Here is a 26,921-nt window from a genome sequence, read left to right as displayed (position 1 = left end):
AGGACAATGGCCGAGATCAACCTGCTCCAGCCGATGCACGCATCGACCAAGCGGAACTACGTTCAGCGGGTCGTCGAGCACGACAAGGCGGAATCCGCCACCGTCGCGCGGCAATGGGGACACGACTACTGGGACGGCGACCGCCGTTATGGCTACGGCGGCTACCGCTACGACGGACGCTGGCGCCCGCTGGCCCAGACCCTGATCGACCACTATGGCATCAAACCCGGGATGAGCGTGCTCGATGTCGGCTGCGGCAAGGGCTATTTGCTCTACGAATTCACTCAGCTCGTCCCCGACCTCACCATCGCCGGCATCGACATCTCCGACTATGGCATCGCCAACGCCAAGGAGGAGGTGCGGCCGCAATTAAAGGTCGGCAGCGCCGTCGAGCTCCCCTACCCCGACCACAGCTTCGATCTCGTGGTGTCGCTCGGCGTGCTCCACAATCTTCCGCTCGAGGACGTCTTCCGCGCCGTGTCGGAGATCGAGCGCGTGGGGCGCGGCGCCTCGAAATATCTGATGGTGGAATCGTTCCGCGACGAGCGCGAGAAGGCGAACCTGCTCTACTGGCAGCTCACCTGCCTGAGTTTCCATGGTCCGGAGACGTGGGCCTGGATCTACGACAAATGCGGCTACCGGGGCGACCATGGGTTCATCTTCTTCGAATGAAGCAACGGGCCTGCGCCGGCCGGCCTCGTTGCGGGCGCAAAATCCCGAAGTGTATTATTCGGACGACGCCATCGTCACGGCGGACGACGCCACGATCGCGGAGCTGAAGCGCATCGCCGCAGGCAATCCGCGTCTGCGCAGCCGGCTGTGCACGCATCCCGATCCTTCGTCCGGCCTGCACGAGATGCTAATCGTGCATCACCGCGAGGCCTATGTGCGGCCTCACAAGCATTTTGGCAAACCTGAATCGTTTCACCTGATCGAAGGCACTGCGCAGGTCGTGATCTTCGAGGACGACGGCCGCATTCGCGACGTGCTCGAGATGGCGCCGTACGGCCGGGGCGTGCTTTGCTATTACCGGATGCCCGAGCAGGTTTTTCACTCGATCCTGATCACCTCGGAGTGGCTGGTGTTTCACGAAACCACCGCCGGTCCGTTCGATCCCTCCCGCACGGCATTTCCCGACTGGGCACCGGATGGCGGCGATGCCGCGGAAGTGCAGGTCTATGTCACTAGGACCGGTGCGCTCGCCGCGGAGCATCTGGCCCATCGCCATGCTTCACGAGCCAATCCAGCAGAGGTTCCTATTCGATGACTGATCATTGCCGCCTCTGCCACTCGACCAATTTGCGCCCGGTCATCGACCTCGGACAGATGCCGATTGCGCATCGGCTTCGGCACAGCCGCGACGAACAGGAGGAACGGTATCCGTTCGAGGTGTTCGCCTGCGGCGAATGCGGCCTGCCCCAGATCGTCAAGCCAATCGATCCCGACATTCTGTACCGGCAGTTCAACTACAATTTCAGCAGCTGGAAGCCGGAGCCGCACCAGGTCGACGAACTCGATACCGTCGCCAAATTCTCGGCCCACCAATCCGTGTTCGAGATCGGATGCAATGACGGCCTGTTCATGGACAGGCTTCGCGAACGCGGTGCGAAGATTTTGGTGGGCGTCGAGCCCAACCCGGTGTCGGGCAAGATCGCCCGCGAGCGCGGCATCAAGGTCTATGCCGACATGATCAGCCCGGCGCTGTGTCACGACGCGGTCGCGGAGGCCGGCAAGTTCGACCTCGTCGTCTCGCGACAGGTGCTCGAACACATCGTCGATTTCGAGAATTTTTTCGACTGCGTGAAAATCGCGCTGCGCGACGACGGTCTGCTGTTCATCGACGTGCCTGATTTCGCGCCCGGCTCGACCGCGGGCGACCTCTCGGTCCTGTGGGAGGAGCACGTCAGCTACTTCACCGAGCCGACGCTGCTCGCGCTGCTGGCGCGCCACGGCTTCGAAGCGGTCTCGGTGAAGAAGTACAATTTCAGCGGCGGCAGCCTCGCGATCGCAGCGCGACGTACGACGCGCGACGTTACGGCCCCGCCCGCGCCGTCCGGCGTCGGCGAGAGGTTCGGCCAGCGCGCAAGGGAGTACGGCGCGCGTCTCCGCCCGATCCTCGTCAAGGCCCGCGCCAACGGCGCCGAGATCGCCATCTACGGTGCCGGCTGCCGCGCCTGCACCTTCACCAATGCCCATGAACTCGCGGATCTCATCGACCTCTCGGTCGACGACCAGAAGGAGCGCCAAGGCTTGTTCCTGCCCGGCACCGGCATTCCGATCCGCCCGCCGGAGGACCTCGCCGGGAAGTCGGAGCCGCTCGTTTGTCTTCTGGCCGTGAACCAGGAGAACGAAGACAAGGTCGGCAGCCGGCTGCGCGAAAACGTGAAGCGTCCGCTCCACATCGGTTCGATCTTCGCGCCATCGGACATCTGGAGCGAGCTCGATCGCCTTGAGGCCGCCGCAGGGTCGCGGCATGGCTGAGGACAAGCTCTTCAACTATTACGAACGTCAGGACGTCCTGCCGACGTTCGGCAATTTCAAATCCGCCGCCGAACTCGAAGCCTATGCCGGCCTGCGGCGTGAGTTGTTTTCCGACAAGCTGGTGCTGCCGCCGCGGCTGTTCCGCGACGCAGACGTGCTCGAATTCGGCCCCGATTCCGGCGAGAACGCGCTGGTGTTCGCCGGCTGGGGCGCAAACATGACGCTCGCCGAGCCGAACCGGCATGCGCACGCGAAAATCCAGGCTTACTTCGCGCATTTCAACCAGGCCCAACGTCTCCGCGAACTCCTATCGTTCGACGTCGAAGGATTTCACAGCGATCGCCGTTTCGACATCATCGATGCCGAGGGATTCATCTACACGGTGCAGCCGACTGAAAATTGGCTCGGCATCTTTCACCGGCTGCTCAATCCGGACGGTTACGCCGTCGTTTCCTACTACGAGCGCTACGGCGGCTTCTTCGAGCTCGCGCTCAAGGCGATTCATGCGGCCGGCAAGGTGCTGACGGGCCGTCCCGCGATGGAAACGGCGAAGCTGCTGTTCGATGCGAAATGGAACAGCATTCCACACACGCGCAGCTTCGAATCCTGGCTGATGGACGTGCTCGAAAATCCGTTCGTCCGGCACCGCTACTTCCTCGACGCGGGCGCCTTGTGCACGGCGGCGCACGAGCAGGGATTCGATATCCATTCGGCTTGGCCCGCCTATCGCGACAGCCTGGATGTCTACTGGCACAAGAAGGTCCTGCCCGATGACGAGAAGCTGCGGCGCGCGACGCGCCACCTCGGCCGCAGTCGTCTGAGCTTTCTCGGCGGCCGGAAGCTCTATCTGGCCGGCAAAACCGAAGCGGTCGACGCAATCTCGGCTTCGATCGAGACATTGGTTGCCGATGTCGATGCGATGATCGACGATCCCTTCGGCGACAGCCTGCCCCGTGCGATCGCGAGCCTCGCGTCACTGCGCGAGACGATTCCGGCGACAGATGTTCTCGCCGACGATGCGTCCGACATCGACGCCATCATTGCGACCCTCGACAGTTTCCACCGTATCTTTGGCGCGATCGGGCGACGGGATGCGTCCACAGTCATAGCCCTCACCCAATCCGACCAGGCGTTCATCAACACCTGGGGACAGCCGGCGCATTTCCTCGTTCTCCGGAAACGCTTCGAGGGGTCCTAGCAAGTGAGGCCAGGCATTGGCATCGTCGGAACGGGCATGGTCGGTCAGATGTGCCACCTCGCCAATTTCGCCGCCAACCCCACCTGCCGCGTTGTCGCGATTGCGGATCTGCGGCCTGATCTCGCCGCCGCAGCGGCGCAGAAATTCGACATCGCCCGGGTTTACGGTACGCACCGGGAATTGCTGGCGGATAGCGAGGTGTCGGCCGTCGTCGTCGTGACGAAGCGTCGCGCCACCGGCCCGATCGTGCTGGATGCATTGAACAGCGGTCGCCATGTGCTCTCGGAAAAGCCGATGGCCTACACCACGGCTCAGGCCGTTTCACTGACCGAGGCGGCGCGGCGGCACAACCTCGTCTACAGCATCGGCTACATGAAGCGTCATGATGCCGGGGTGGCGCGCGCGATTGCCGAGTTGGCGCGCCTGCGAGCGGATCAATCGCTTGGACGGATTGTTGGCGCGCGAGGCTGGTGCTTCGGTGGCAGCACGGGCCGGTCGCAGGACAATTTCGTCATGACCGGCGAAGTGCGGCCGGACGGGCTCGAGCTCTGGCAGGACGGCCCCGACTGGATGCCGGGCGCGATGCGACCCGGCTACGACAATTTTCTGAACGTGTTCAGCCATATCATCAATCTCGCGCGCTACGTGCTCGGATCGTCACCGACAGTTGCGGAAAGCACCGTCGAGACCTCGGGCGCGGCGACCGTGACACTCGACTTCGACGGCGTCGCCTGCGCGCTGCAACTCGCGAATGAATCCGAAGGCGCCTGGCGCGAGGGGCTGAGCATCGAATTCGAGCGGGGCACGCTGACCATCGAATTGCCCCCGCCTTTTGCCGAGCAGGAGGCGGAGGTCATCCTCGATCAGCAAGGACAACGCACGCAATTGCCGCGCGACACGAGCTGGGCGTTTCGGCGTCAGGCCGATGCATTCGTCGCCGATATCGTGGAACAGAGGACGCCGTTGGCGTCCGGCGAGGATTCCGTGGCCGACATCGCCCTTGCGGAGGCGATCTGGAAAGCGCGGGTCGGTCGCTAGGTTTCACGCCGTCCGGCGGCAATATCCGGGCGATGGCTGATCGCCCACGTTCCAGCTAAGTGTTTGATTTCACTGGCAGGAGTGGCAGGGCTCGAACCTGCGACCCCCGGTTTTGGAGACCGGTGCTCTACCAATTGAGCTACACTCCTACGGACCCTGCGTTGCCGCCCGGATCAGGCCGCTTTGAAGCACAGGGGGCGGCCGGATTGCAAGGCCGGATTGCAAGGGTGAAGCGCGCTGGCTTCGCTTGTTTGTGCCGCGCCTTCTGGGCCACAGTCCGCTCCGAACAATAATAAGCACCGGGAGTACCCATGACTGCCCAAGCGTCCGCGACAGCCCCTCGCCCCTCGACTGCGCCGAAGACCCCTCCGCTGCCGGAATCCCGCCCCGAGACGCTCGGGCTGTCGCGCCCTCGCCTCCAAGCCATGTCGGACGCCTTCAAGCGCGAGATCGACAAGGGAACCGTGCCCGGCGTCACCGTGCTGGTGGCACGGCACGGTCAGGTCGGCTGGTTCGAGGCGCTCGGCAGACAGAGCCCGACAGGTGCAGCGCCGATGGCGCATGATTCGATCTTCCGCATCTTCTCGATGACCAAGCCGATCGTGTCGGTCGGCATCATGACGCTGGTCGAGGACGGCCACCTGCTCCTTGCCGACCCCGTCGCGAAATTCATCCCGGAGTTCGCCGACCAAAAGGTCGGCGTGGTCAGCGGCGGCAAGCTGGAACTGGTTCCGCCAAAGCGCCCGATGACGGTGCAGGACCTGCTCCGCCACACCTCCGGGCTAACTTACGAGCACCAGGGCGACGGCCCCGTGCACAAAATCTACCAGGACTCGCGGGTGCGCAGCCGCAAGATCACCAATGCCGAGCACGCCGCCTTGGTGGCGAGCTTCCCCCTGGTCTGCCATCCCGGCGACGAGTTCAACTACAGCCGCTCCACCGACATCCTCGGCCGCATCATCGAGGTGGTCAGCGGCAAGTCGCTCGGCGCGTACCTCGCTGAGCGCATTCTTACGCCCTTGCAGATGGCCGAGACCGGCTTTGCGACAGCGGAGGCCAATGCCGGCCGGCTCGCCGAGCCGTTCGCAGCCGATCCCTGGACCGGCGACAAGGTCGCGCTGTTCAACATGCTCGAGCAGCCAATCATGGAGTCCGGCGGCGGCGGTCTCGTCTCGACCACCATGGACTATGCCCGTTTCGCGCTGATGCTGCGCAATGGCGGCACGCTCGACGGCAACAGGATCATCGGCCGCAAGACGCTGGAGCTTATGGCCTCCGATCATCTCGGACCTCACGTCGTGACCAACGGCACTCTGCTGTCACCCGGCCATGGTTTCGGCCTCGGCTTCGCGGTGCGCCGCGATGCCGGCATCGCGCCCTTCCCCGGCAGCGTCGGCCAGTTTTTCTGGAGCGGCATTGCGGGGACGTTCTTCTGGGTCGATCCGAAGGAGGATCTGTTCGTCGTGTTCATGAGCCAGGGCCCGGGACAGCGCGATTTTACGCGAACGCTGGTGCGGGATCTGGTGTACGCGGCGGTGGATTGAGACGGCGCCGCTATGCGCGGCGCTGCATCCACATTTTCGCTGTCATGCCCCGGCTTGACCGGGGCATCCAGTACGCCGCGGCGGATCTCGTGGGAGCGAGTTCTGCAACGAAGGCCGCGGAGTACTGGATCGCCCGCCTTCGCGGGCGATGACACCTACTGGTGCTTCAACTGATTGTCGCGCCGCCGTCGATCACCATGGTCTGGCCGGTCATGAAGTCGCCGGCCTTCGAGCCCAGGAACACCGCGGCGCCCGCGATCTCGTCGGGGATGCCGATGCGCAGCAGCGGCGAACGCGCGGTCGAGGCTTTCAAATTCTCCGGATTGTCCCACAACGCTTTCGCGAAATCGGTCTTGATCAGGCCCGGCGCGATGCAGTTCACGCGGATGTTGTGCGGCCCATATTCGCAGGCCAAATTGCGCGCGAGCTGCATGTCTGCGGCTTTCGAGATCGCGTAGGCGCCGAGGATGGTCGAGCCTTTCAGGCCGCCGATCGAGGAGACGATGATGATCGAGCCGTCCTTGCGCTCGATCATCTGCGGCACCACCATCGAGATGAGCCAGTTGTTGGCGACGATGTTGTTGTCAAGGATCTTCCTGAACTGATCGTCGGAGATGCCGGCGAGCGGGCCGTAATACGGGTTCGACGCGGCGTTGCAGACCAGCACGTCGATCTTGCCAAAGGCGCGGTTGCTCTCGTCGATGAGGTTTTGCAGGTTTTCCTTCGACGAGATGTTGGCGGCGATCGCCACCGCGGTACCTTTGCCGAACTTGTCGTTGATGCTCTTGGCGACCTGGTCGCAAACGTCGGCCTTGCGCGAGGAGATCACCACCTTGGCGCCGTGCTCGGCCATGCGCTCGGCGATCGCAAGCCCGATGCCGCGCGTCGAGCCGGTGATGACGGCGACTTTCCCCTTCATGTCGAACAAGGTCATGTTTCTCTCCCAGAGTACGTTTTGATTGCTTGAAGCTTACGCCGCATCCGCGCGACCGGGCAATTGCTCAGGCGAGCTTCTTGACTTCCGGTCCCGCGGGTTGATGCATCGCCGCATGCGCGTCGTCCGCGATCCACGGCTGCTGGTTCACCATCGGCAGCCGCCAGACGCTGCGCTCGGGGCTTGCGAAATAGTCGAGCCGCGTCACCGAGCAATTGTCGATATCGAACGCGAGCCCCCGCTCCGGCTGATTGTCGAGCGCCAAGCCCAGCGCCGCCTTGATGGTGCCACCATGTGCAACCGCGATCACGTCCTGCCCGGCGGCCTCATTGTTGATCCGCTCGATGGTGCGGCGGGCACGGTTGTAGAGATCCATGAAGCTTTCGCCGCCGGGCGCAGGCTCGTTGATATCGGCAAACCAGCTCGAGCCGACGGGACGGCTGGCGATGAACTCGGCGCGGTTCATGCCCTGCCAGCGGCCGAGATTTTGTTCGGCGAGGTCGGCTTCCCATTTCATCGATGCAGGCCTCGGGAAGCCGGCCGCCCAGATCGCTTCGGCGGTCTGATGCGTGCGCATCAGATTGCTCGAATACCAGACCGCCTTGCGTGGCAGCACCTTGGCAACAGCATTGAAGACGTAGGTATCGCTGGTGTCGCAGGCGAGATCGGACTGACCGTAGATGTTGCCGCCGTCATTGCGCACGGGCGCGTGACGGACCCACCACCAGCGTGTCGTGACCACTTTGGGCTTGTCTGCACCTGCCATCGAAACCCTTCCATCCCGTTTGATGTCGCTGTACGTCAGTAGTGAACGTGTCTCAAGACACTTTACCGTTTGAAATCTTGTTTGAAATTCCGTCGCGCGGCAAGCGTCGCGTGCCAACCAAAGGGAGAAACCGCATGGGCCGTCTGCAAGGCAAATCCGTCATCATCACCGGTGCCGGCAGCGGCATCGGCCGCGCGGCCGCGCTGCTGTTCACCAGGGAAGGCGCCAAGCTGATCGCGGTCGATCGCAGCGAGGCGGTGAAGGAGACGGTCGACGACGTAAAGAAGGCCGGCGGTGTCGCGGAAGCGATGGTGGCCGATGCCGGCTCCGAAAAGGACGTCATCGCCGTGATCGACAAGGCGGTGAAGACGCACGGCCGCCTCGACGTGATCTGGGCCAATGCCGGCGTCTCCGGCGGACTCGTTCCGCTCGGCGAGCAGACCGTCGAGCAGTGGCAGGAGGTTTTGCGCATCAATCTGATCGGGCCGTTTCTCGCGGTGAAGCATGCGATGCCGCACATGGTGAAGCAGCAGTCCGGCGCGATCGTGCTGACCGCGTCCGTCGCTGGCCTCAAGGCCGGCGCCAGCGGTCACCCCTATGCCGCGAGCAAGGCCGGCGTCATCTCCCTAGTGCAGACCACGGCGTATTCGCTCACCGGCACCGGTGTGCGCATCAACGCAGTGTGCCCGGGCCTGATCGAGACCGGCATGACCAAACCGATCTTCGACCGCGCCAAGGAGCGCGGCACCGCCGACAAGATCGGCCAGCTCAATCCGCTCAAGCGCCCCGGCCAGCCGCACGAGCTCGCCGCGATGGGACTGTTTCTGGCCAGCGACGAGGCGTCGTATGTCAATGGCCAGGCCTTCCCGGTGGACGGTGGCCTCACGGCGTCGATGCCGTATACGGGGAAACCGGTTTAGCGCAACTGCTTCAGCACCGTCATTGCGAGCGCAGCGAAGCAATCCAGAATCTTTCCGCGGCGGCAGACTGGATTGCTTCGCTGCGCTCGCGATGACGGAGTCTTTGGATGGCAGCGTCACGCTTCCATTCACATTCTCGATCGCAGATGCACCTTCGCATCCTCGCGGCTTGTTCGCCCGAGCTTTGCTTTGGTCGTCTCACCCTCAAATGAAAGACGGCATACGCCGTTTCCGAATTTCGGCAAAGTTTCGCCGCCGCGCGTTGGGCCACGGCTCGCGTGTTTTGCTCGACGGCAACGCAAGGCGTTGCAGGCTCGGATTTGTGCTGGTTTGCCCTACCACCCGCAACATTGGTATGGTTCGTGCAAGCACTTCAGCTTCCATCCCCCTGACAAGAACGTGAAAATGCCAAGCTCAAGACCCGACCGTATTCGCAAGCTGCTCGCCGACCTCGTCGGCTTCGACACGATCAGCGATCGCTCCAACCTGCCCCTGATCGCGCATATCGAGAGCTATCTCGCCACGCTCGACGTCAAGGGTGAGCGCATCGTCGACGAGACCGGACAGAAAGCCTCGCTATGGGTCACCATTGGACCCGAGGACTGCCCGGGCCTGGTGCTGTCGGGGCATACCGACGTGGTGCCCGTGGTCGGCCAGGACTGGAGCCACGATCCGTTCAAGCTGATCGAGCGCGACGGCAGGCTCTATGGCCGCGGCACCACCGACATGAAGGGATTCGTCGCGGTGTGCCTCGCCATGGTGCCAGAGATGCTGGAAGCGAAGCTCGCGACACCGATCCATCTGGCGATCTCCTATGACGAGGAGATCGGCTGCGTCGGCGTGCGGCCGATGCTGCGCGAGGTCGCGAAGAAACGGATCAAGCCACTCGGCGCCTTCATCGGCGAGCCGACCGAGATGAAGGTCATCATCGGCCACAAGGGCAAGCACGGCGTGCGCGCGACGTTCAAGGGGCTCGCCCGCCACTCCTCGATCGCGCCTGACGGCGTGAATGCGATCGAATATGCGGCCGAGCTGATCGTCGAAATCCGCCGCCGCGCGTTGCAGCTCGCAAGCACGAAAGCGCCGAACAGCCTCTACGATGTCCCGCACTCGACGCTGCTCACCAGCATCGTGCATGGTGGCGCCGCGCTGAACATCGTGCCTGATACCTGTACGGTGGATTTCGAATGCCGCGGCATCGGCATTACCGAGTCCAGGGAGGTTACGGATGTGATCGTCGCCTGGGCCAAGGCGGAGATCGAGCCCGCGATGAAGAAGCAGCATCCGGAGTGCGGCATCGATTTCGAGGAAATCCTCGACTACCCCGCCCTCGACACGGCGGCCGATGCGCCTATCGTCACGCTGGCCAAGAGCCTCGCGGGGCGCAACGACCACGCCAAGGTCGCGTTCGGCACCGAGGCAAGCCTGTTCGCCAGCATGGCCGATATCCCGTCCGTGGTGATCGGCCCCGGCTCGATCGCGCAGGCGCACACGCCGGACGAGTTCGTGGAAATGGCGGAGCTGGAGAAATGCGCCGGCTTCGTGGAGAAGCTGATCGCGCATTGCGTGAAGGGGTAAGGCTTCTCCTCGTCATTGCGAGCGAAGCGAAGCAATCCAGAATGGTTCCGCGGGGGCAGTCTGGATTGCTTCGTCGCAAGAGCTCCTCGCAATGACGGGAGTATGTGGGGCAGCGCGTATCCCACGTGAGCGGTGCGCCTCATCGCTCCTGCAAGGCCAGCCGCACACCGACGGCGCAGTAGATCGTCCCGACCACCTTGCCCTGCCATTTCACGACGGCCGGATGGCGGCGTAGCAAATTGCCGAGGCGGCCGGCGCCGACGGCGAACACCACCGTACTGAGGCGTCCGAGCAACACGAACACAGCGCCGAAGAGCGCGAGCTGTAGCGTCGTCGAGCCGTGTTCTGGACGGACGAACTGCGGCAGGAACGCGAGGAAGAACAGCGCGGTCTTGGGATTGAGCACTTCGGTCAGCACGGCCTGCCGGAAGGCCCGCGCTGCGCTGATCGCGGGCGCACCGCCATTCACCTCGATCGGCGTCTTGTCGAGCATGGCGCGAATGCCGAGAATGCCGAGATAGATCAGGAAGCCCGCGCCCGCGTATTTGACGACGCTGAACAGCAGCGCCGACGTTGCAATGATCGCAGAGAGGCCGACGATTGCCATGGTGGTGTGGACCACGTCACCAGCCGCAATTCCCGCGCCCGTCGCGATGCCGACCCTGGTTACCGAGCTCGCGGCGCGCGCCATGGTGAGGAGCGTCGCCGGACCGGGAATGAAGACGAAGCCGAGGACGATGAGGATGTAGGTGATGAGCGTGGTGTGGTCGATCATGCGGGTATCTCTCTCGTCATTCTGTCCCGTGTCCCGGACACGAGAGGAACGCAAGCAAAGGCGCGGCCGCCGGCAGCGCCTTCGGAGTCCTTAAACCGCGCCGGCCTTCTGCGCATACTCCCAAGACGCTTTCGACAGCGGTACGGTGCGCTTGGCTGACTCCAGCGCCTTGGCATTCGCCGCGGTGCCGTCGCGGACGCGGCCAGCGATGCCTTGCGTGATGCCGGCGAGGCGGAACAGGTTGTAAGCAAAATACCAGTTGAGGTCAGGCACCGTCATCTTGGTGACGTTGCAATAGATCTGCGCGGCTTCCTCCACGCTCGGGATGTTGAGCGCCTTGAGGTCGGCGCCGTCCAGGCCGGGCATCACCCACTGCATCAGCAGATAGGTGAAGTCGGCCATGGGATCGCCGAGCGTCGATAATTCCCAATCGAGCACGGCCTGCACGCGCGGTTCCGTCGCATGGAAAATCATATTGTCGAGGCGATAGTCGCCGTGGACGATGGAGACGCGCGCCTGCTCCGGCACGGTCTTCGGCAGCCATTCGGCGACCTTCTCGAACTCCGGAATGGTCTGGGTCTCGGACGCGCGGTACTGCTTGGTCCAGCGGTCGATCTGGCGCGCGAAATAATTGCCTGGCTTGCCGAAGTCGCCAAGACCGATCGCGACGGGATCGAACATATGGAGCTTGGCCAGGGTCTCGATCTTGCTGGTGAAGATCTTTCGACGGTCTTCCGGCGTCTGGCTCGGCAGCGTCGGATCCCAGAACACCCGGCCGTCTTCCATCGACATGATGTAAAACGCCGAACCGATGATGCTGTCGTCCTGGCACAGCGCGTAGGCCTTCGCGACTGGAAAGCCCTGCTTTCCCAGCGCCGCGATCACCCGATATTCGCGATCGACCGCATGCGCCGACGGCAGCAATTTGCCGAACGGTTTTCTGCGCATCACATAGGAGCGGTTCGGCGTGTCCAGCCGATAGGTCGGGTTGGACTGGCCACCCTTGAACTGGAGGACGACCAGCGGTCCCTCATAGCCTTCGACGTTGTCGCGCATCCAGGCTTCGAGCCGCATCTCGTCGATACGATGACGCTCCTCGACGGGCTTGGTGCCCGAGAATTCTTCGTCTTTCCTGACGCCGTCAGCCACGATGACGCTCCCTCTTCAGTCCGGACATGATCCTAATCGGTAACCCCCAGCGCACTTGCGTCAAGCGGTCATCCGATCACGGATCATGCCCTGTCGTTTCTTCAAATCGGGAGCGCCAGCATGCTCTCCCGCTTAATGACTGGAAGAGTTTGCATACTTCCGAACCTCGAGCCTGGCAATGGCGCGATTGTGCACCTCGTCCGGGCCGTCGGCGAGACGGAGCGTGCGGATGTGGGCGTAGTCCTTGGCAAGGCCGGCTTCGTCCGAGACGCCTGCACCGCCGAAGGCCTGGATCGCCTCGTCGATGATCTTCAGCGCCATGTTGGGGGCTGCGACCTTGATCATGGCGATCTCGGCCTGCGCGGTCTTGTTGCCGACCTTGTCCATCATGTCGGCGGCCTTGAGGCACAACAGCCGCGTCATCTCGATATTGGTGCGGGCCTCGCCGATGCGCTGCTCCCACACCGAATGCTCGACGATCCGCTTGCCGAAGGCGGTGCGCGACGTGAGCCGCTTCACCATTTTCTCCAGCGCCTCCTCGGCCTTGCCGATGGTGCGCATGCAGTGATGGATACGGCCGGGACCGAGACGGCCCTGCGCGATCTCGAAGCCGCGGCCTTCGCCGAGCAGGATGTTTTCCTTCGGCACCCGCACATTCTCGAGCAGCACCTGGGCGTGGCCATGCGGCGCGTCGTCGAAGCCGAACACCGGCAGCATCTTCTCGACCTTGATGCCGGGGGTGTCGAGCGGAATCAGGATCTGCGACTGCTGCTGGTGCTTGGCCGCCTTGAAATCGGTCTTGCCCATCAGGATCGCGATCTTGCAGCGGGGATCGCCGACGCCGGACGACCACCATTTGCGGCCGTTGATGACGTAGTGATCGCCGTCCTTCACGATGCTGGTCTCGATGTTGGTGGCATCGGACGAGGCCACCGCCGGCTCCGTCATCAGGAAGGCGGAGCGGATCTCGCCGTCCATCAGCGGACGCAGCCATTTGCGCTTCTGCTCCTTGGAGCCGTAGCGCATGAACACTTCCATGTTGCCGGTGTCGGGCGCGGAACAGTTGAAGACTTCCGAAGCCCAGGAGATGTGACCCATCTGCTCGGAGAGCAGCGCGTATTCGAGATTGGTCAGTCCCGCGCCGCGGAATTCGTCATCCTCATGCTCGTTGGGCGGCATGAACATGTTCCAGAGGCCTTCGGCCTTCGCCTTCTTCTTGAGATCCTCGAGCACCGGGATCACCTTCCAGCGTTCGCCGCTGCGATCCTGCTCATCATAGACCGGCACGGCCGGGCGCACGTGCTTGGCCATGAAGGACTGCACGCGGTCGAGCCATTCCTTCTGCTTCGGCGACAGATCGAAATCCATGGGACGCTCCTCGTCTTTGCCAACTCGTTTTGGCGAATTTGTTTTGGCGAACTTGTTTTGCGCCGGACTGTCCACCCGCATTGTGCGACCCGCAAGTGCGAATGCGCGGCTTGCGGACGCTCCGGAACCCATTCGCACTTTTGCGAACGACTCCTGATTGCGGATTGACTTTCCCAGCCTTCAAACGATAGTTTCATACAACTGTTTGAATTGCAACTCCCTCCCCGAGGGGCTCCCATGGCCAGCGATCATACCCGGACTGCCATTCTCGCCGCCGCCGAACGGCTCTATGCCGATCGCGGGTTCGGCGACGTGACGCTGCGCGACATCGTCGCGGAGGCCAATGTCAACCTCGCGGCGGTGAACTATCATTTCGGCTCGAAGGACGAGTTGATCGCGGAGCTGTTCGTGACGCGCTCGATCGCCACCAACCGCGAGCGGCTGCGCGAATTGAAGGCGGCGGAAGAACAAGGCGACGGCCGCGCGCCGATCGAGGTGATCCTGCATGCGCTGGTCGGTCCGACGCTGCGCGGCTGCCTCGGTCCCGAGAACCAACGCTCGAGCGCGGCGCGCTTCATGATCCGCGCCTCGATCGAATCCGTGCCGCCGATCCGCCGCATCAAGAACCGCGAGATCGACCATTTGCGGAAATTCGCCGGCGCGATGCGAAGGTCCCTGCCCGATCGCAGCGACGTTGATATCTACTGGGGCCTGAATTTCGCGCTCGCCATGGCGCACCACACCATCCGCGAGAGCGAGCGGCTGACGAAATTATCGGAAGGCAAATGCGATCTCGACGACGTCGAGGACGTGGTCGCGCGCGTCGTCAGCGTGGCGACGATGGCGCTGACGGCGGGACGGACAGAGGCGAAGGCGCCGCCAAAGGTAGCGGCGCGCTAACCTCACATCATCGCGATGCAGTCGATCTCGACGTCGAAGGGGCCGAACCATTCCGGCGTGCAGACGAAGATCCGCGCCGGCGGATCGTGCGGGAAATAGCGCGCATAGACGGCGTTGAACGCGGCGAAGTGTTTTGTCGAAGTGCAGTAGACGTTGCACTTCATGACGTTGTCGAGGCTCGCGCCTGCCGTCTCAAGGCACAGCTTCATCTGCTCCATGACGAGTTCGCTCTGCCGTTCGATCGGCACGTCCGCGATCTCGCCCGTGTCGGGGTCGAACGGCGGCAGCCCTGCGACGAAGATCATGTTGCCGGCGCGCGTGACCGGCGAGACCGGGGCGTTCCGGCGGTCAAGGAATGTCGAGATCGGTTCGACGCGGAGCGCTTCGCGTTTCATTGCGGGTTTCATGGGCGGCCACCTTCGGTTCAAGCGAGATGACGGCTTGCTACATCATAGCGCAGCCGTCATGCTTCGCTTTCGACCGAAGTATGTCGCCGAGCCCGCCTAGGCGTGCTGCGGCATCTCCTCGGCCTCTTCCTTGGCGAGCAGCAGCAGCATCTCGATGCCCATGTCGCCTTCCTGCGGCGAGCGGATGAACTTTATTTCGTCGGCGCTTTGCCGCAACGCGGCAACGATCGCGACGGCCTGGTTGGCCGTTGCCGCCTCGGTCGCCAGAATTGCCTTCTGGTTCTTGGCCTGAAACCCGATCGTGTAGGACATGCGTTCCCTCCCGGACTGAGTGGAAGGATCGAATCTGAGTCGCGCGCGGAGCGGAAGCCTGTGTGAGTACGGACCGGGATTATCTGGGGATGGCCCGCAAGCCTCAGGCAAGCCCGAGCATCGCGCGGGCCTCGTTGGCGGTCGCGACGCTCGCACCCAGGCCCTTGAGGATGCCGGCGGCACGCGCGACCAGCTCGGCATTAGTCTTCGCCGGCACGCCCTTTGACATATAAAGATTGTCCTCCATGCCGACGCGGACGTGGCCGCCGAGCAAATAGGCTTGCGCCACCATCGGGAATTCAGCGCGGCCGATACCGAAGCCGGACCAGATCGCGCCCGGCGGCAGCAGGCTGCGGGCATAGAACATCGTCTCGGGCGTTGCGGAGAAGCCGTATTTAACGCCGAGCACGAGCGAAAACAGGCCCGGTCCTTTCAGCGTGCCGTCGGCGAGGAGATCGCGGGCCAGATGGCAGTCGCCGGAATCGAACAGCTCGATCTCCGGCAGCACGCCGGCGGCCTTCATCCGCTCGGCCATGATGCGGACGTTGCGCGGAGTGTTGATCACCACCTCGCCACCCGAGTTCATGGTGTTGAGATCGAGCGTGCAGATGTCGGGCTTGAGCAGCTCGATATGCTCGACGCGCTTTTCGGGCTGGAGCAGCGTGGTGCCTGCAGCGGCGACGCGAGGGTCTTCGACCGAAGGCACGAAGCGCCCGCCGGGACCGGTCGTGAGGTTGATGACGAGAGACGTGTTGCGGGCGCGAATGCGATCCACCACATCGCGATAGAGATCGATCTCCATCGAAGGCCGCCCCGTCGCGGGATCGCGGACGTGGATATGGGCAATCGCGGCGCCGGCTTCGGCCGCTTCCAGCGCCGACGTCGCGATCTGCTCGGGCGTGATCGGCAGATGCGGCGATTGCTCGGGCTTTGTCAGATTGCCCGTGATCGCGCAGGTGATGATGGTCTTGGTCGGGGTCATGCGTACTGTCCCTTTTCGTAAAACGCGCCACGAGCACCGGACCTCTTCCTTCTCCCTTTGCGGGAGAAGGTGGCGCAAAGCCGGATTAGGGGTTCTCTCCACGAACTCAACTCACAACGGCGCGCGCGGACAGAACCTCACCCGTCTCGCCGCTATGCGGCGAGCCACCCTCTCCCACAAGGAGCGAGGGTAAGAAATCGCTAGATGATGCCCTGCTGCTTCAGCGTCTCGATCTTGCCGGCATCATAGCCGAGCTTGCCGGCGAGCACCTCCTGGGTGTGCTCACCGAGCAGCGGCGGGGCACGGTAGTCCTTGATCGGGGTTTCCGAGAGCGTCAGCGCGTTGCGGATCAGCGAGAGATCGGGCTGGAAGGGATGATCGACCTTCACCCGCATGCCGCGCGACTGGACATGCGGATCGGAAAACACCTGCTCGAAATTGTTGATCGGGCCCGAGGGCACGCCGGCCTCCTCCAGCTTGTCCAGCCAATAGGCCACCGGCTGCTTCAGGAACAGGCCGGCGAAGATCGCCATGATCTCCTTGCCATGCACGACGCGGTCGTTGTTCTTGACGAAGCGCTTGTCGTTCGCGAGCTCGGGCTCGCCGAGCACGGCGCAGGTGCGCTGGAACTGGCCGTCATTGCCGACCACCAGCATCAGCTCGCCGTCGGTGCAGCGGAACACGCCGGCCGGCATGCCGCCATTGCCCCAGGTGCCGCGGCGGGGCGGCGTCTTGCCGTTGACGAGATAGATCTGCAGCCAGTGCGACAACGACGCGATGACGGTGTCGAACAGGCAGACGTCGATGTGCTGTCCCACGCCATCATTGGCGTCGCGATGATAGAGCGCCGAGAGAATCCCGATCGAGGTGTTCATGCCGGTCATGTAGTCGACGATCGAGGGGCCGACCTTCATCGGCCCCTCGCCGGGCTCGCCGTCGATATGGCCGGTGACGCTCATCAGGCCGCCCATTGCCTGCAGGATGGCGTCATAGCCGGCGCGCGGCGCATAAGGGCCGGTCTGGCCGAAGCCGGTCACCGAGCAATAGATAATCCCGGGATTGATCGCCTTGATGGTCTCGTAGTCGAGGCCGTAGCGCTTGAGATCGCCGACCTTGTAGTTCTCCATGAAGACGTCGACGTCCTTGGCGAGCTCGCGGATGATCGCCTGTCCTTCGGGCTTGGCGATGTTGACCGTGACCGACTTCTTGTTGCGGTTGGCGCAGAGGTAAAACGAGTTGTTGTTGTTGGCTTTGCCATCAGGGTCGGTCAGATAAGGCGGGCCGAAGGCGCGCGCGTCGTCACCGGTGCCCGGCCGCTCGATCTTGATCACCTCCGCGCCCAAATCGCCCAGCATCTGGGCCGACAAGGGCCCGGCAAGCACGCGGGTGAGGTCAAGGATCTTGATGCCTGAGAGCGGCAGGGCCGACATGTCGAATTCCTCCGGGAACTGAATATTGGCGCGGCGGCGAGATCGCGGGACGCGCTCCCTGCGGATACACTATTTCGGCGGTCCGAGCACTGCGCTGGCGGCATACAGCTATCCGCCCGCCCGCCCGGCCCAGGTCACCGCGGCGAATTTCCGCAGCGCGAATATTCTCAGGTCGCGGCCGCTGCAGCCACATGCGGCCGCCGCCGGCCGAGCAGGACCAGGATCAGCACCGTGGCGCAGGAGCAGACGAAGGTGAGACCGAGCGCGCCGCGGCTGCCGAACTGGGTGAGCAGGCCGACAAGGAGCGGCGGCGAGACCGCGGATGCGAGATTGAGCGGCAGCGCGATCATCGACATCGCCTTGGCGAACTCGGTCTGATCGTAGAACACGAGCGGGATCGTTGCCCGCGCCACCGCCATCGCGCCGCTGCCGGCGCCGTAGAGCAGGATGAAGGCCGCAACCGCCCAAGTCGCGCCCTCGCTCGTCATCAGCAGCAGCATGGCGATCGGCAGCGCCGTGCCGGCGACCAGGCCGGTCGTGATTCCATCCCACCGCCCTCCGCCGAGAAAATCGAGCCCGCGGGCGCTGACCTGGATCACGCCCAGCATCGAGCCGAACGCGAGCGCGTGCGCCGGGGGAAGCCCCTCCGCCCGGAGCAACTCGATCATGATGGCGCCGATGCCGAAATTGACGAAGGCATTGAGCGTGATCGCGGCAACGACGAGGCTGAAGGTGCTCCTGGGAATCGCCGGCGGCTGCGAAGGCTTTACCGACTCACCACCACGACCCGCGGCGATTTTCCGGCGCGGGGCCAGGAACGCGTAGAGCGGAAGGTTGATGACGACCATCATGGCCGCATAGACCAGGCACGTCCCGCGCCAGCCGAGCAGACCGCTGAGGAACGACGTCGTCGGCCAGAAGATGCTGCTCGACAGGCCCGTCACCAGCATGAGCGCGCCGATCGCGTTCTTGGCCTGCCGCCCGGCGACCTCGTTCAGCATGATATAGGCGCCGGTCGAAAGCGTGGCGCTGCCGGCGATGCCGAGGACGATCCAGGCGGCGAAATACAGCATCGGCTCGCGCGCGAGGGACAGCAGTATGAAGCCCGGCACGGTCAGGACCGTGCCTGAGATCATCACCTTTCGTGCACCGTGCCGTGCAAACGACTTGGCGAGCCAGGGCGCGCACAGTCCCATCGACACATAGAGCACGGACGTCCCGGCGAACACCGCCGGCAAGCTCATGCCGAGATCGGCCGCGAGATCACGTCCGACGATGGCGGGAAGACCTATCGTACCCCACCCAACAAGCTGGGAGACCGCGAGCACCAGCAGGACCCCGATGAGCCTGCTGTCAGATTTCAGAAACCGCATTCCAACCGTCGCCTGCCCGCCAGGCGCAGATCACGCCTGTGACGGCAGTCTTACCCGGAGACTCGGCGCACGGAAACGCCGGCTGTTGAATGGCAGCAGGCGGCCGGGAGCATGTCAGGAGGCGGCAGGAGCTCCCTGCCCCGCGATCCCGAGCAGGGATCGCGCCTCGGCCGCAGTCGCCACGCGCCGGCCGTGGCGCGCGACAGCCTCACCGGCGACGGCCACGAGTTCGGCGTTGCTGGCGGCGAGGCGCGCCTTGTCGATCCTGATATTGTCCTCGAGTCCGGTGCGGACCGCATCGGAGCCCCGCGCCAGCGCCCAGCCCATGACCTCGGCCTGGTGGCGTCCGATCCCGGCTGCCGTCCACGTCGCCTTCGGGATCAGCCGCCTGAGCTCTCCCAGCAGAATGTCGAGGACATGCTCGTCCGCGGGCATGGCGTTCTTGACGCCCATGACGAACTGTACGTGCGGACGCGCGTCGATCAGCCCGGCCTCGATCAAGCGGCGGGCCCCGTGCAGATGCGACAGATCGAAGATCTCAATTTCCGGCCGGATGCCATTCGCCTTCATGCCGGTGGCGAGAGTCTCCACCAGCGCGGCGCTGTTCTCGTAGACGATGGTCGGAAAGTTCACCGATCCCGTGGACAGCGAGGCCATGTCGGGCTTCAGGTAGAGCGACGATCCGCGCGCCGAGGGATCGCGGCCCCGCCCGCCGGTCGAGAACTGAACGATCATGTCAGGACAGTGCTTCCTGATCCCCTCCTGCACCACGGCGAAACGCTCGGGATCGGAGGACGGCGTCTCGTCGTCGTTGCGAACATGGATGTGGGCGAGCGTGGCACCGGCTTCGAAGGCCTGGTACGTCGACTCGATCTGTTCGGACGGCAGGATCGGGACCGCCGGATTGTCCTTCTTGCGCGGAACGGAGCCGGTGATGGCGACAGCGACGACGACGGGGTTCATCTTGCAACCTCATATTGATTGCGCTCACGCGCACCAAATTCGAATCGGCAGCCTGACTATGCAGTGAGGCCCTGCCGCCGCGAACATCGTCGATCGCGGCGGCAGTTGCCTCTACCATACCGTCAGGTCCGAACCGTGGCAGCCCCGCTCACTGCATCGCCGGCCCGCTGGCGGTCATAATCTGCCCGCGGCATCGGAACGGCATTGGGATTGCCGAGATCGTCGATCCTGATCCGATAGGTTTCCCGCGCGGTCAGGGCCGCCAGCGCGGCGATGACCGTGATAGCGAAGGCAATCGCCCCCACCGTTAACGGGATGTTTGTCGAGCCGGGAGGCGCGACGGTCGCAAACAGGGCGGGAAGCAATGCGGTGATGGTGGTTCCGATGTTCTGCGATATCGCCATCGCCGAGACGCGGGTGCGGGTCGGAAACAGCTCCGGGTAAAAGCTCGGGAAGATCGCGTTGTAGCCCTGATAAACTACGCCCCACATCAGCAGCGACACCAAGATTGCCAGCGGCACATTCCTGATGCTGATGGCATAGAGATAGCAAAAGGCGAGCAAGCCGGAGAGAAGCGCGCCTACGATGATCGGAGGCTTGCGGCCGACCTTGTCGGAGAGATTGCCGACGAAGGGAATGACGAAAACCGCCAGCATGTTTCCGAGCACGGGGATCCAGAGATAGACGTCCTTGGCAAAACCGATCCCGTAGGCCGGCTGCACCGCATAGGCCGCGCCGAAGATGGTCGCAACGACAGGAATGACATTCATCAGCGCCATGCAGATGACCCTGAGCATGTCGCGCCAGCTCAGCTTGATGGCCTGGACGATGGGCGCGCGCGGCGTTTCTCCCCGTTCGCCCTCGCGGGCAAAGGCAGGGGTCTCGTCGACTTCGCTACGGATGATGTAGCCCGCGACGATGACGAAGAAGCTGAGCAGGAAGGGAATCCGCCAGCCCCAGCTGTTGAAGGCCTCGGTCGGCATATAGGCCGCCAAGGGCAGGAAGATTGCTGCGGCGAGGATCTGTCCGGCCTGCACCCCCTGAAGCGCGAAGCTGGCATAGAAGCCCCGCCGACCGAACGGCGCGTGCTCCAAGATCATCGAGCTTGCGCCTGAGATTTCGCCGGCAACGGCAAATCCTTGCACGAGGCGCAGAAAAACGAGCAGAATTGGCGCCAGGATGCCAACCTGCTGGTAGGTCGGCAGGATACCCACAGCCATCGTCGAGATGCCCATCAGGAACATGCAGACGATGAGAACCGTCTTGCGGCCATGGGTATCGCCCCAGTGCCCGAGCACGAACGCGCCAATCGGCCGGGCCACATACCCGACGCCATAAGTCGCCAGCGAGGCCACGATCGCGACGGTGGGATTCTCCGACGGGAAGAAGATTTGCGGGAAGATCAGTGACGCGGCGGTCGCGTAGATGAAGAAGTCATAATATTCGAGAGCCGACCCGATCCAGCCGCTGGCAGCGGCTTTCCTGGACTGACTCATCTGATGGATCGCGGTCATCTCAAGATTCCTCCCTTGGGTTTTGCTGACGTCCCGTTGACGGGCTTCGCTGAAAATTGGGCAGCACTCTCCGGCCGCTCTGCGGAGTTTCGCGAGCGCTTGTCACTGCCGATGGGTGTCTGCTTGGTGGGGACGTTAGGCTATCGCCGGGCTAACACAATTACCCAGTTATTCGACAAACCTAACATGATGTTATTTGTGCGAGAGCCCACGTCCCGGCGAACACCGCCGGCAGGCTCATCTAGATCGGCCGCGAGACCGCGTCCGACGATGGCTGGTGGGAGGTGGTTGACATTGGACCATTGCATGGTCCATTTTATGGAAATTGAGGAAGGACAATGAGATGCGGGTCTCCGTTACCGACGCAAAAGGACAATTGACCGATCTTGTCCGCCGCGCAGAGGCCGGCGACGAGGTGATCCTGACGCGGCATGGACATCCCGCGGTGCGGCTCGTCCCGGTCAAGCTTCCGCCGGACCGCGCCGCCCGCCGGACCCTGCTCGAGGCGGCACGAAGGACCGGCGGGGCCAAGGCTATTCCCGGACCGAGCGCCGCACGCAGTCAGGACTTTCTTTTCGGCGATGACGGACTGCCGGAATGATCGCGGTCGATACCTCCGCACTGATGGCGATTGTGCTTGACGAACCGCAAGCCGATGCTTGCATCACCGCGCTGGACACCGCCGACGAAATCCTGATCTCGGCTGCCTCCGTTGCAGAAAGCCTGATCGTCGCGGCACGGCGGGGCGTCGACGAAGAGATGAACAAGCTGATCAACGATCTCGGTTTGAACGTGATCTCGGTGACCCAAGCTTCGGCCGAACGCGTGGCGCAAATCTACTCGCGTTGGGGCAAAGGCATTCGTCCTGCCGGTCTCAACTTTGGTGACTGCTTCGCCTACGATGTCGCCAAGGAGCATGGCTGCGCACTTCTTTATGTCGGCGACGACTTTGCCAAGACGGATATCGTTGCGGCGGCGTAGTCGACGACCGCCGGTGCGGCGACTTACCGGCCGAACAGAAAGCCGCCGGCAGCCGTCAGGCTGTATGGCCGGGATCGACCTGCTTCGGCGTTTTCTTGTCTCGTTGAGGTGTCATCTTGGCCGGATCCGGCGCATTCGGCACGCCGCGCGGCCCGAGCTGGTCGCGCTGGATGTCGTCTTCGGAGCGGGAGGGCTCAATGCCGTTCGGCTCACGGGGCTTGGTCATCGCAGGCTCCTGAAGTGTGTCGCTCGGAGTGTCCATCAAATTCCCAGCGCGTTTTCGCCGGCTTCGCGGCCGGGCACGCTGACATGAACTTCGTGCCCCTCGCGAAGCGCCAACGATGCTGCGGCAACCGCCGACTCGAAGGCCGCTTCCTTGGTGGAGTATCTGTTCTTGACGTCGCCGTCGTGCAGCACGCCCCATTCGTCCTGCACCGGCACGATCGTGTATTGAGCAAGGCCCATCATTTAACTCCTCTATCGCTGCGTGAGCTGCGGGTGCGCGGTGGTCACGCGCCACACCGTGTTGCCGCTGTCATCGGCGACCAGCAGCGCGCCGGTCTTGTCGATGGCGACGCCGACGGGCCGCCCGCGCGCCTGGTTGTCGCTGTTGAGGAAGCCGGTGACGACGTCCTGCGGCGGGCCGCTGGGCCTGCCGTCCGTGAACGGCACGAAGACCACCTTGTAGCCGTTCAAGACCTGCCTGTTCCAACTGCCGTGCTCGCCGACGAAGGCGCCGCCGCGATAGGCCGCCGGCAAACTCGCGCTTGTGTTGAAAGCCATTCCAAGCGGCGCCACATGCGAGCTCAGCGCATAGTCAGGCACGATCGCCTTGGCGACGAGGTCGGGACGCTCCGGCTTGACGCGAGGATCGACGTGCTGGCCGTAGTAGCTGTAGGGCCAGCCATAGAAGCCGCCGTCCTTCACCGATGTCATGTAGTCGGGCACGAGATCGGGGCCGAGTTCGTCGCGCTCGTTCACGACTGTCCACAGCACGCCGGTCTGCGGCTCGAAACTGAGGCCGTTGGGATTGCGCAAGCCGCTTGCGAAGATGCGCCAGCGGCCGCTGGCACGGTCGATCTCGAGGATGGCGGCGCGATTGTGCTCGGCCTCCATGCCGTTCTCGGTGACGTTGCTGTTGGAGCCGACGCCGGCATAGAGCTTTGAGCCGTCTGGGCTCGCGACCAGACTCTTGGTCCAGTGATGGTCGATCGGTCCGCCCGGCAGCGGCGTCAGCACCGTGCCCGGCGCGGTGATCTTGGTATCGCCTTCGGTGTAGGGATATTTGACGATCGCATCGGTGTTGGCGACGTAGAGATCGTTGCCGACCAGCGCGACGCCGAACGGCGAGTTGAGATGGTCGAGGAAGACGCTTTGCGTGTCCGGGACGCCGTCGCCGTTGCTGTCGCGCAGCAGCGTGATACGGTTGCTCTCGCCGGTGTCGCCGCCGGATGTCGCCCAGGACTCGATGTATCCCATCACGATTTCCTTGGGCCGCTTGATCGGAGCGCCCTTCGGCGCCTTGGATTCCACCACCAGTACGTCGCCGTTGGGCAGCACGTAGAGAAATCGGGGGTGCTGCAAGCCGGTCGCGAAGGCCTTGGCCTGCAAGCCCTGCGCAACGGCCGGGGTCTCGTCCTTTTTCCAGCCGACGATGCGCGCGATGTGCATCGGCGGCAGCAGATATTGCTGGATGTCGGGAAGCGTCGGGTTGGCGCCGGTTTGCGCCTTCGGATCGCCACTGCCGTCATTGCAGCCCGCCAGACACAGCAGCGAGGCACACAACAGCACCCGAGCGATTGCGGAGTTCATCGCGCAACTCCTACGCCGTGGCGGTACACCATGGCCCAGCCGAGCCAGCCGGTGACCGGCAGGATCAATACGGTGATGGCTGAAAGAAGGAGCCCGGTCGGCCACACCGAGGTCCAAGCATCGCGGGTGTGGATCAACGCATTGATGGTCGCCAGGACCAGCGCCAGCGCGTTGCCGATCAGATGCGGCCAGGCCGGCGGCTGCGCCCGCACCAGGCGGTTGCCGAGAAAATCGGTCAGGCCGGCGATGGCGGCCAGCACGCCGAAGATGACGCCGACGACCAGAAGCCAGGCGGAAAAATCCGCCCACATGATCTCGGCAGTGACGACATAGGCGATGTCGGTCAGCAGCGCCCCGATGAAGCACGCGATCGGGATCGGCACCAGCATCGGATGAATCGGATGGCCCGCGATTTGCGCGGTCGAGCGCACACGCAAATTGTCTTGCACGGTTGGCCTCTTGTCAGATCGCCACCCCTCCCCGGTGGAAAACACCCGCTTCCAGCGAAGGTTCCTGATGGTCGGCCTCAGCGCCGCCGTGCCTCAACAGCGCTGCGGCGTCGAAGCACTCACGAGGAACCCCTTGCCGGTGCGGGCCTTGATCCAGGCATTGAGATGAACCTGCCCTTCAGGAGACCGCGGAGTGGACCAGCCTGGCGATGGCGCCTCCTTCAATCCAGCCTCGAAGCTCGACGGCGTCTCGCGGCGGCAGACGAAACAGATCGAATCCCAGAGCCGGCCTAGCGCAGCGCTGATCCATGAGACGATCCGCGCCGAGGGTGAGCAGGAGCTGGAACGGCGATGGTGGGCCATCGTGCTGTCCGGTCTCGCCGCCGGCCTTTCGATGGGATTGTCCCTGATCGTCCAGGGCGAGTTTCACGCGCTGATTTCCGACGAGGCCACCCGCCGCCTGGTGGCCCCGCTCGGCTACACCGTCGGTTTCCTGGTCGTGGTGCTGGGACGGCAGCAGCTCTTCACCGAGAACACGCTGACGCCGATGCTGCCGCTGTTGCACAACAGGGATCTCGGCACGCTGGGAAGCGTGATCAAACTGTGGGGTCTGGTCCTCGCCTCCAACATCTTGGGAACCTGGGCGGTCGGATACGTGCTCGCGCACACCAGCATCTTCGAACCGCGCATCGTGGACGCCTTCGTCGATCTCAGCCGCCACACCATCGAGGGCACGTTCGCGACGACCTTTGTCCGGGCGATCTTTGCCGGCTGGTTGATCGCCTTGATGGCGTGGCTTCTTCCGGCGGCCAAGGGATCGCGCGCACACATCATCGTCGTGATGACCTACGTGGTCGCGCTCGGCCAGTTCGCGCACATCATCGCGGGCTCGGTCGAGTGCGCCTTTCTGGTACAGAGCGGCCGGGCATCGCTGTCGCAATATGCCTCGGACTTCTTCGTACCGACACTCCTCGGCAATATTCTGGGCGGAACGACCCTCGTGGCCCTGCTGAACTACGGACAGGTCGCCCCCGAAATCGACGACCACAGGGAATAAAAAGCCGGCACAAAAGCTGCCGCCTCGACAGGAACGATGGGCGCGAGCCGAGCTTGCCTCAACAAATCAACATGCGGCGACGAGCAGGATCAATCATGAGCACCAACATCAAGAGCCCATTCGACAAGGAACCGGCCGAAGGATCACGCGACATCATCGATCGTGAGTTGCAGCGTTCCGAAGATGCGGCCAACAACAAGATCGATCATCTCCCCGGCGTGAAGGTCAGCGGGCAGCCGCAGGGCGGCGCAGTCGATCGTGCCCGCAAGCAGCGCGAGGAGAAGGATAGCGAACAGGAATAGAATCGCTCTGCCGACCCGAAACGCCAAGTCGGTCAAGCGAGACGCACCAATTGTTCGGGACTGGCAATGACTGACAGCCCATCGTTCCGAGGAAACGTGGTTCTGGGAAAACGTGGAACTTCCCAGCCCCGCATATGTTGTGGGCGATGAGTGATGCGGCGGCCAGTACAAGGCGGGCGCCATTTCTTGCACACGATTGCCCATCATCGAACTCAGGAGCCCGAAATGAGCCGCGGAATGCCATCGATGACCGCCCTCTTGGGTATGCTCGCAATCGCCGGTTATCAAAATCGGGACAAGCTCGCCGACATGTTTCGCAATGCTACCTCCGGTCAGCCGTCGGGTACCAAGGATTCCCTGGGCGGCATGCTCGGCAATCTTGGCGGCCTTGTGGGAGGCGGCGGTGTCGGTTCGCTGCTGAACGGCGGGATCGGCGAGTTGCTCGAACACTTCAGGCAGAACGGGCAAGGCGATGCGGCTCAATCCTGGATCAATCAGGGGCCAAACCGCGAAGTCACCCCGCCCGAACTCCAGCAGGCGATCGGTCCGGACGTTCTTCAAAAACTGGAGCAGCAGACCGGCCTGTCTCAGCAGGAGATCCTCGACCGATTGTCGCGCGAGCTCCCGGCAGCGGTGGACAAATACACGCCGGACGGACGTCTTCCGGCGCAATCCGCGGGATAACACT

The 26,921-nt window shown here is 63.6% G+C and carries 30 protein-coding genes and 1 tRNA gene; 14 read left to right on the top strand and 17 right to left on the bottom strand.

Annotated features, from left to right (window positions below):
- Positions 1–6: 6 nt before the first annotated feature.
- Genes IVB40_RS14465 through IVB40_RS14445 form a run of 5 tightly spaced genes read left to right on the top strand, consistent with a single transcriptional unit; the run spans position 7 to position 4,717 of the window.
- Positions 7–672, top strand: a complete 666-nt coding sequence (locus IVB40_RS14465) for a class I SAM-dependent methyltransferase (RefSeq protein WP_247819162.1) — start codon at positions 7–9, stop codon at positions 670–672.
- Complete coding sequence (locus IVB40_RS14460) at positions 650–1,267, top strand: WbuC family cupin fold metalloprotein (protein ID WP_247361960.1); 618 nt, start codon at positions 650–652, stop codon at positions 1,265–1,267. Before IVB40_RS14465 ends, IVB40_RS14460 begins: the two co-directional genes overlap by 23 nt.
- Entirely contained in the window at positions 1,264–2,481 is a 1,218-nt protein-coding gene (locus tag IVB40_RS14455) for a class I SAM-dependent methyltransferase (RefSeq protein WP_247819161.1), read from the top strand. The genes IVB40_RS14460 and IVB40_RS14455 overlap by 4 nt, the downstream gene beginning before the upstream one ends.
- Positions 2,474–3,679 (top strand): class I SAM-dependent methyltransferase, encoded by a 1,206-nt coding sequence (locus tag IVB40_RS14450; RefSeq protein WP_247819160.1) that lies wholly within the window; start codon positions 2,474–2,476, stop codon positions 3,677–3,679. Before IVB40_RS14455 ends, IVB40_RS14450 begins: the two co-directional genes overlap by 8 nt.
- A 3-nt stretch (positions 3,680–3,682) precedes the next feature.
- Complete coding sequence (locus IVB40_RS14445; RefSeq protein ID WP_247819159.1) at positions 3,683–4,717, top strand: Gfo/Idh/MocA family oxidoreductase; 1,035 nt, start codon at positions 3,683–3,685, stop codon at positions 4,715–4,717.
- A gap of 73 nt (positions 4,718–4,790) precedes the next feature.
- On the opposite strand, the gene IVB40_RS14440 is transcribed toward IVB40_RS14445, so the two are convergent.
- A tRNA-Trp gene (locus IVB40_RS14440) sits at positions 4,791–4,866 on the bottom strand.
- A 162-nt stretch (positions 4,867–5,028) separates the two neighbouring features.
- On the opposite strand from IVB40_RS14440, the gene IVB40_RS14435 reads away from it, so the two are divergent.
- Positions 5,029–6,261 (top strand): serine hydrolase domain-containing protein, encoded by a 1,233-nt coding sequence (locus tag IVB40_RS14435; protein ID WP_247819158.1) that lies wholly within the window; start codon positions 5,029–5,031, stop codon positions 6,259–6,261.
- Positions 6,262–6,427: 166 nt separating this feature from the next.
- Here IVB40_RS14435 and IVB40_RS14430 read toward each other — a convergent pair whose 3' ends face one another.
- On the bottom strand, positions 6,428–7,195 hold the full coding sequence (locus tag IVB40_RS14430; protein ID WP_085395575.1) for an SDR family oxidoreductase: 768 nt from the start codon (positions 7,193–7,195) through the stop codon (positions 6,428–6,430).
- Between the two features lie 67 nt (positions 7,196–7,262).
- Positions 7,263–7,961, bottom strand: coding sequence for a histidine phosphatase family protein (locus IVB40_RS14425; RefSeq protein ID WP_027567517.1), 699 nt, complete (start codon positions 7,959–7,961; stop codon positions 7,263–7,265).
- A 134-nt stretch (positions 7,962–8,095) separates the two neighbouring features.
- Here IVB40_RS14425 and IVB40_RS14420 point away from each other — a divergent pair, with 134 nt between their 5' ends.
- Positions 8,096–8,881 (top strand): SDR family oxidoreductase, encoded by a 786-nt coding sequence (locus tag IVB40_RS14420; protein WP_247819157.1) that lies wholly within the window; start codon positions 8,096–8,098, stop codon positions 8,879–8,881.
- Positions 8,882–9,286: 405 nt separating this feature from the next.
- Positions 9,287–10,459: an acetylornithine deacetylase gene (gene argE / locus IVB40_RS14415; RefSeq protein ID WP_247819156.1), complete on the top strand. Its 1,173-nt coding sequence runs from the start codon at positions 9,287–9,289 to the stop codon at positions 10,457–10,459.
- Between the two features lie 139 nt (positions 10,460–10,598).
- On the opposite strand, the gene IVB40_RS14410 is transcribed toward argE, so the two are convergent.
- The 3 genes from IVB40_RS14410 to IVB40_RS14400 all read right to left on the bottom strand — a co-directional run bounded on the left by IVB40_RS14410 (position 10,599) and on the right by IVB40_RS14400 (position 13,751).
- Positions 10,599–11,234 carry a LysE family translocator gene (locus IVB40_RS14410; RefSeq protein ID WP_247819155.1) on the bottom strand — a complete coding sequence of 212 codons (636 nt, stop codon included), beginning with the start codon at positions 11,232–11,234 and terminating at the stop codon, positions 10,599–10,601.
- Between the two features lie 90 nt (positions 11,235–11,324).
- Positions 11,325–12,383 carry a phosphotransferase family protein gene (locus tag IVB40_RS14405; protein WP_247396559.1) on the bottom strand — a complete coding sequence of 353 codons (1,059 nt, stop codon included), beginning with the start codon at positions 12,381–12,383 and terminating at the stop codon, positions 11,325–11,327.
- A 132-nt stretch (positions 12,384–12,515) separates the two neighbouring features.
- Positions 12,516–13,751 carry an acyl-CoA dehydrogenase family protein gene (locus IVB40_RS14400; RefSeq protein WP_247819154.1) on the bottom strand — a complete coding sequence of 412 codons (1,236 nt, stop codon included), beginning with the start codon at positions 13,749–13,751 and terminating at the stop codon, positions 12,516–12,518.
- Between the two features lie 237 nt (positions 13,752–13,988).
- Here IVB40_RS14400 and IVB40_RS14395 point away from each other — a divergent pair, with 237 nt between their 5' ends.
- Positions 13,989–14,651 (top strand): TetR/AcrR family transcriptional regulator, encoded by a 663-nt coding sequence (locus tag IVB40_RS14395; protein ID WP_027567521.1) that lies wholly within the window; start codon positions 13,989–13,991, stop codon positions 14,649–14,651.
- Between the two features lie 2 nt (positions 14,652–14,653).
- Here the strand turns inward: IVB40_RS14395 and IVB40_RS14390 are convergent, their stop codons facing one another.
- From IVB40_RS14390 to IVB40_RS14360, 7 genes are all read right to left on the bottom strand, one after another.
- On the bottom strand, positions 14,654–15,046 hold the full coding sequence (locus IVB40_RS14390) for a RidA family protein (RefSeq protein WP_247362779.1): 393 nt from the start codon (positions 15,044–15,046) through the stop codon (positions 14,654–14,656).
- 108 nt (positions 15,047–15,154) lie between these two features.
- Complete coding sequence (locus tag IVB40_RS14385) at positions 15,155–15,370, bottom strand: hypothetical protein (protein ID WP_007602925.1); 216 nt, start codon at positions 15,368–15,370, stop codon at positions 15,155–15,157.
- A gap of 103 nt (positions 15,371–15,473) precedes the next feature.
- Positions 15,474–16,352 (bottom strand): 3-keto-5-aminohexanoate cleavage protein, encoded by an 879-nt coding sequence (locus tag IVB40_RS14380; protein WP_247819153.1) that lies wholly within the window; start codon positions 16,350–16,352, stop codon positions 15,474–15,476.
- Between the two features lie 200 nt (positions 16,353–16,552).
- Complete coding sequence (locus tag IVB40_RS14375; RefSeq protein ID WP_247362038.1) at positions 16,553–17,782, bottom strand: CaiB/BaiF CoA-transferase family protein; 1,230 nt, start codon at positions 17,780–17,782, stop codon at positions 16,553–16,555.
- 167 nt (positions 17,783–17,949) lie between these two features.
- On the bottom strand, positions 17,950–19,155 hold the full coding sequence (locus tag IVB40_RS14370) for an MFS transporter (protein ID WP_247396554.1): 1,206 nt from the start codon (positions 19,153–19,155) through the stop codon (positions 17,950–17,952).
- A gap of 114 nt (positions 19,156–19,269) precedes the next feature.
- On the bottom strand, positions 19,270–20,118 hold the full coding sequence (locus IVB40_RS14365; protein ID WP_247396552.1) for a 3-keto-5-aminohexanoate cleavage protein: 849 nt from the start codon (positions 20,116–20,118) through the stop codon (positions 19,270–19,272).
- 122 nt (positions 20,119–20,240) lie between these two features.
- Complete coding sequence (locus IVB40_RS14360) at positions 20,241–21,632, bottom strand: MFS transporter (protein ID WP_247819152.1); 1,392 nt, start codon at positions 21,630–21,632, stop codon at positions 20,241–20,243.
- Between the two features lie 343 nt (positions 21,633–21,975).
- Between IVB40_RS14360 and IVB40_RS14355 the strand changes: the two genes are divergently transcribed.
- Positions 21,976–22,233: a type II toxin-antitoxin system prevent-host-death family antitoxin gene (locus IVB40_RS14355; protein WP_027567528.1), complete on the top strand. Its 258-nt coding sequence runs from the start codon at positions 21,976–21,978 to the stop codon at positions 22,231–22,233.
- The gene (locus IVB40_RS14350) at positions 22,230–22,613 is read left to right on the top strand and encodes a type II toxin-antitoxin system VapC family toxin (protein ID WP_085351261.1); all 384 of its coding nucleotides are present in this window, start codon (positions 22,230–22,232) and stop codon (positions 22,611–22,613) included. The genes IVB40_RS14355 and IVB40_RS14350 overlap by 4 nt, the downstream gene beginning before the upstream one ends.
- 55 nt (positions 22,614–22,668) lie before the next feature.
- On the opposite strand, the gene IVB40_RS14345 is transcribed toward IVB40_RS14350, so the two are convergent.
- From IVB40_RS14345 to IVB40_RS14330, 4 genes are read right to left on the bottom strand one after another with little or no spacing between them, the layout of a single operon-like run.
- Positions 22,669–22,839, bottom strand: a complete 171-nt coding sequence (locus IVB40_RS14345; protein ID WP_007611679.1) for a hypothetical protein — start codon at positions 22,837–22,839, stop codon at positions 22,669–22,671.
- Between the two features lie 35 nt (positions 22,840–22,874).
- A complete protein-coding gene (locus IVB40_RS14340) occupies positions 22,875–23,078 on the bottom strand; it encodes a hypothetical protein (protein ID WP_007611681.1) in 204 nt (67 codons plus the stop codon).
- Between the two features lie 12 nt (positions 23,079–23,090).
- Positions 23,091–24,425 (bottom strand): sorbosone dehydrogenase family protein, encoded by a 1,335-nt coding sequence (locus IVB40_RS14335; RefSeq protein WP_247819151.1) that lies wholly within the window; start codon positions 24,423–24,425, stop codon positions 23,091–23,093.
- On the bottom strand, positions 24,422–24,874 hold the full coding sequence (locus IVB40_RS14330; protein ID WP_247819150.1) for a DUF2231 domain-containing protein: 453 nt from the start codon (positions 24,872–24,874) through the stop codon (positions 24,422–24,424). Before IVB40_RS14330 ends, IVB40_RS14335 begins: the two co-directional genes overlap by 4 nt.
- Before the next feature lie 193 nt (positions 24,875–25,067).
- On the opposite strand from IVB40_RS14330, the gene IVB40_RS14325 reads away from it, so the two are divergent.
- From IVB40_RS14325 to IVB40_RS14315, 3 genes are all read left to right on the top strand, one after another.
- Entirely contained in the window at positions 25,068–25,931 is an 864-nt protein-coding gene (locus IVB40_RS14325; protein WP_247819149.1) for a formate/nitrite transporter family protein, read from the top strand.
- A 95-nt stretch (positions 25,932–26,026) separates the two neighbouring features.
- The gene (locus IVB40_RS14320; RefSeq protein WP_027567534.1) at positions 26,027–26,233 is read left to right on the top strand and encodes a hypothetical protein; all 207 of its coding nucleotides are present in this window, start codon (positions 26,027–26,029) and stop codon (positions 26,231–26,233) included.
- 225 nt (positions 26,234–26,458) lie between these two features.
- Positions 26,459–26,917, top strand: a complete 459-nt coding sequence (locus IVB40_RS14315) for a YidB family protein (protein ID WP_247362783.1) — start codon at positions 26,459–26,461, stop codon at positions 26,915–26,917.
- The last annotated feature ends 4 nt before the right edge of the window (positions 26,918–26,921 follow it).

This window comes from Bradyrhizobium sp. 40, assembly GCF_023100925.1.
In the GTDB taxonomy this organism is placed as follows: domain Bacteria; phylum Pseudomonadota; class Alphaproteobacteria; order Rhizobiales; family Xanthobacteraceae; genus Bradyrhizobium.
Note: the sequence above shows the minus strand (reverse complement) of the source record. Positions and strands in the feature narration are given on the sequence as shown.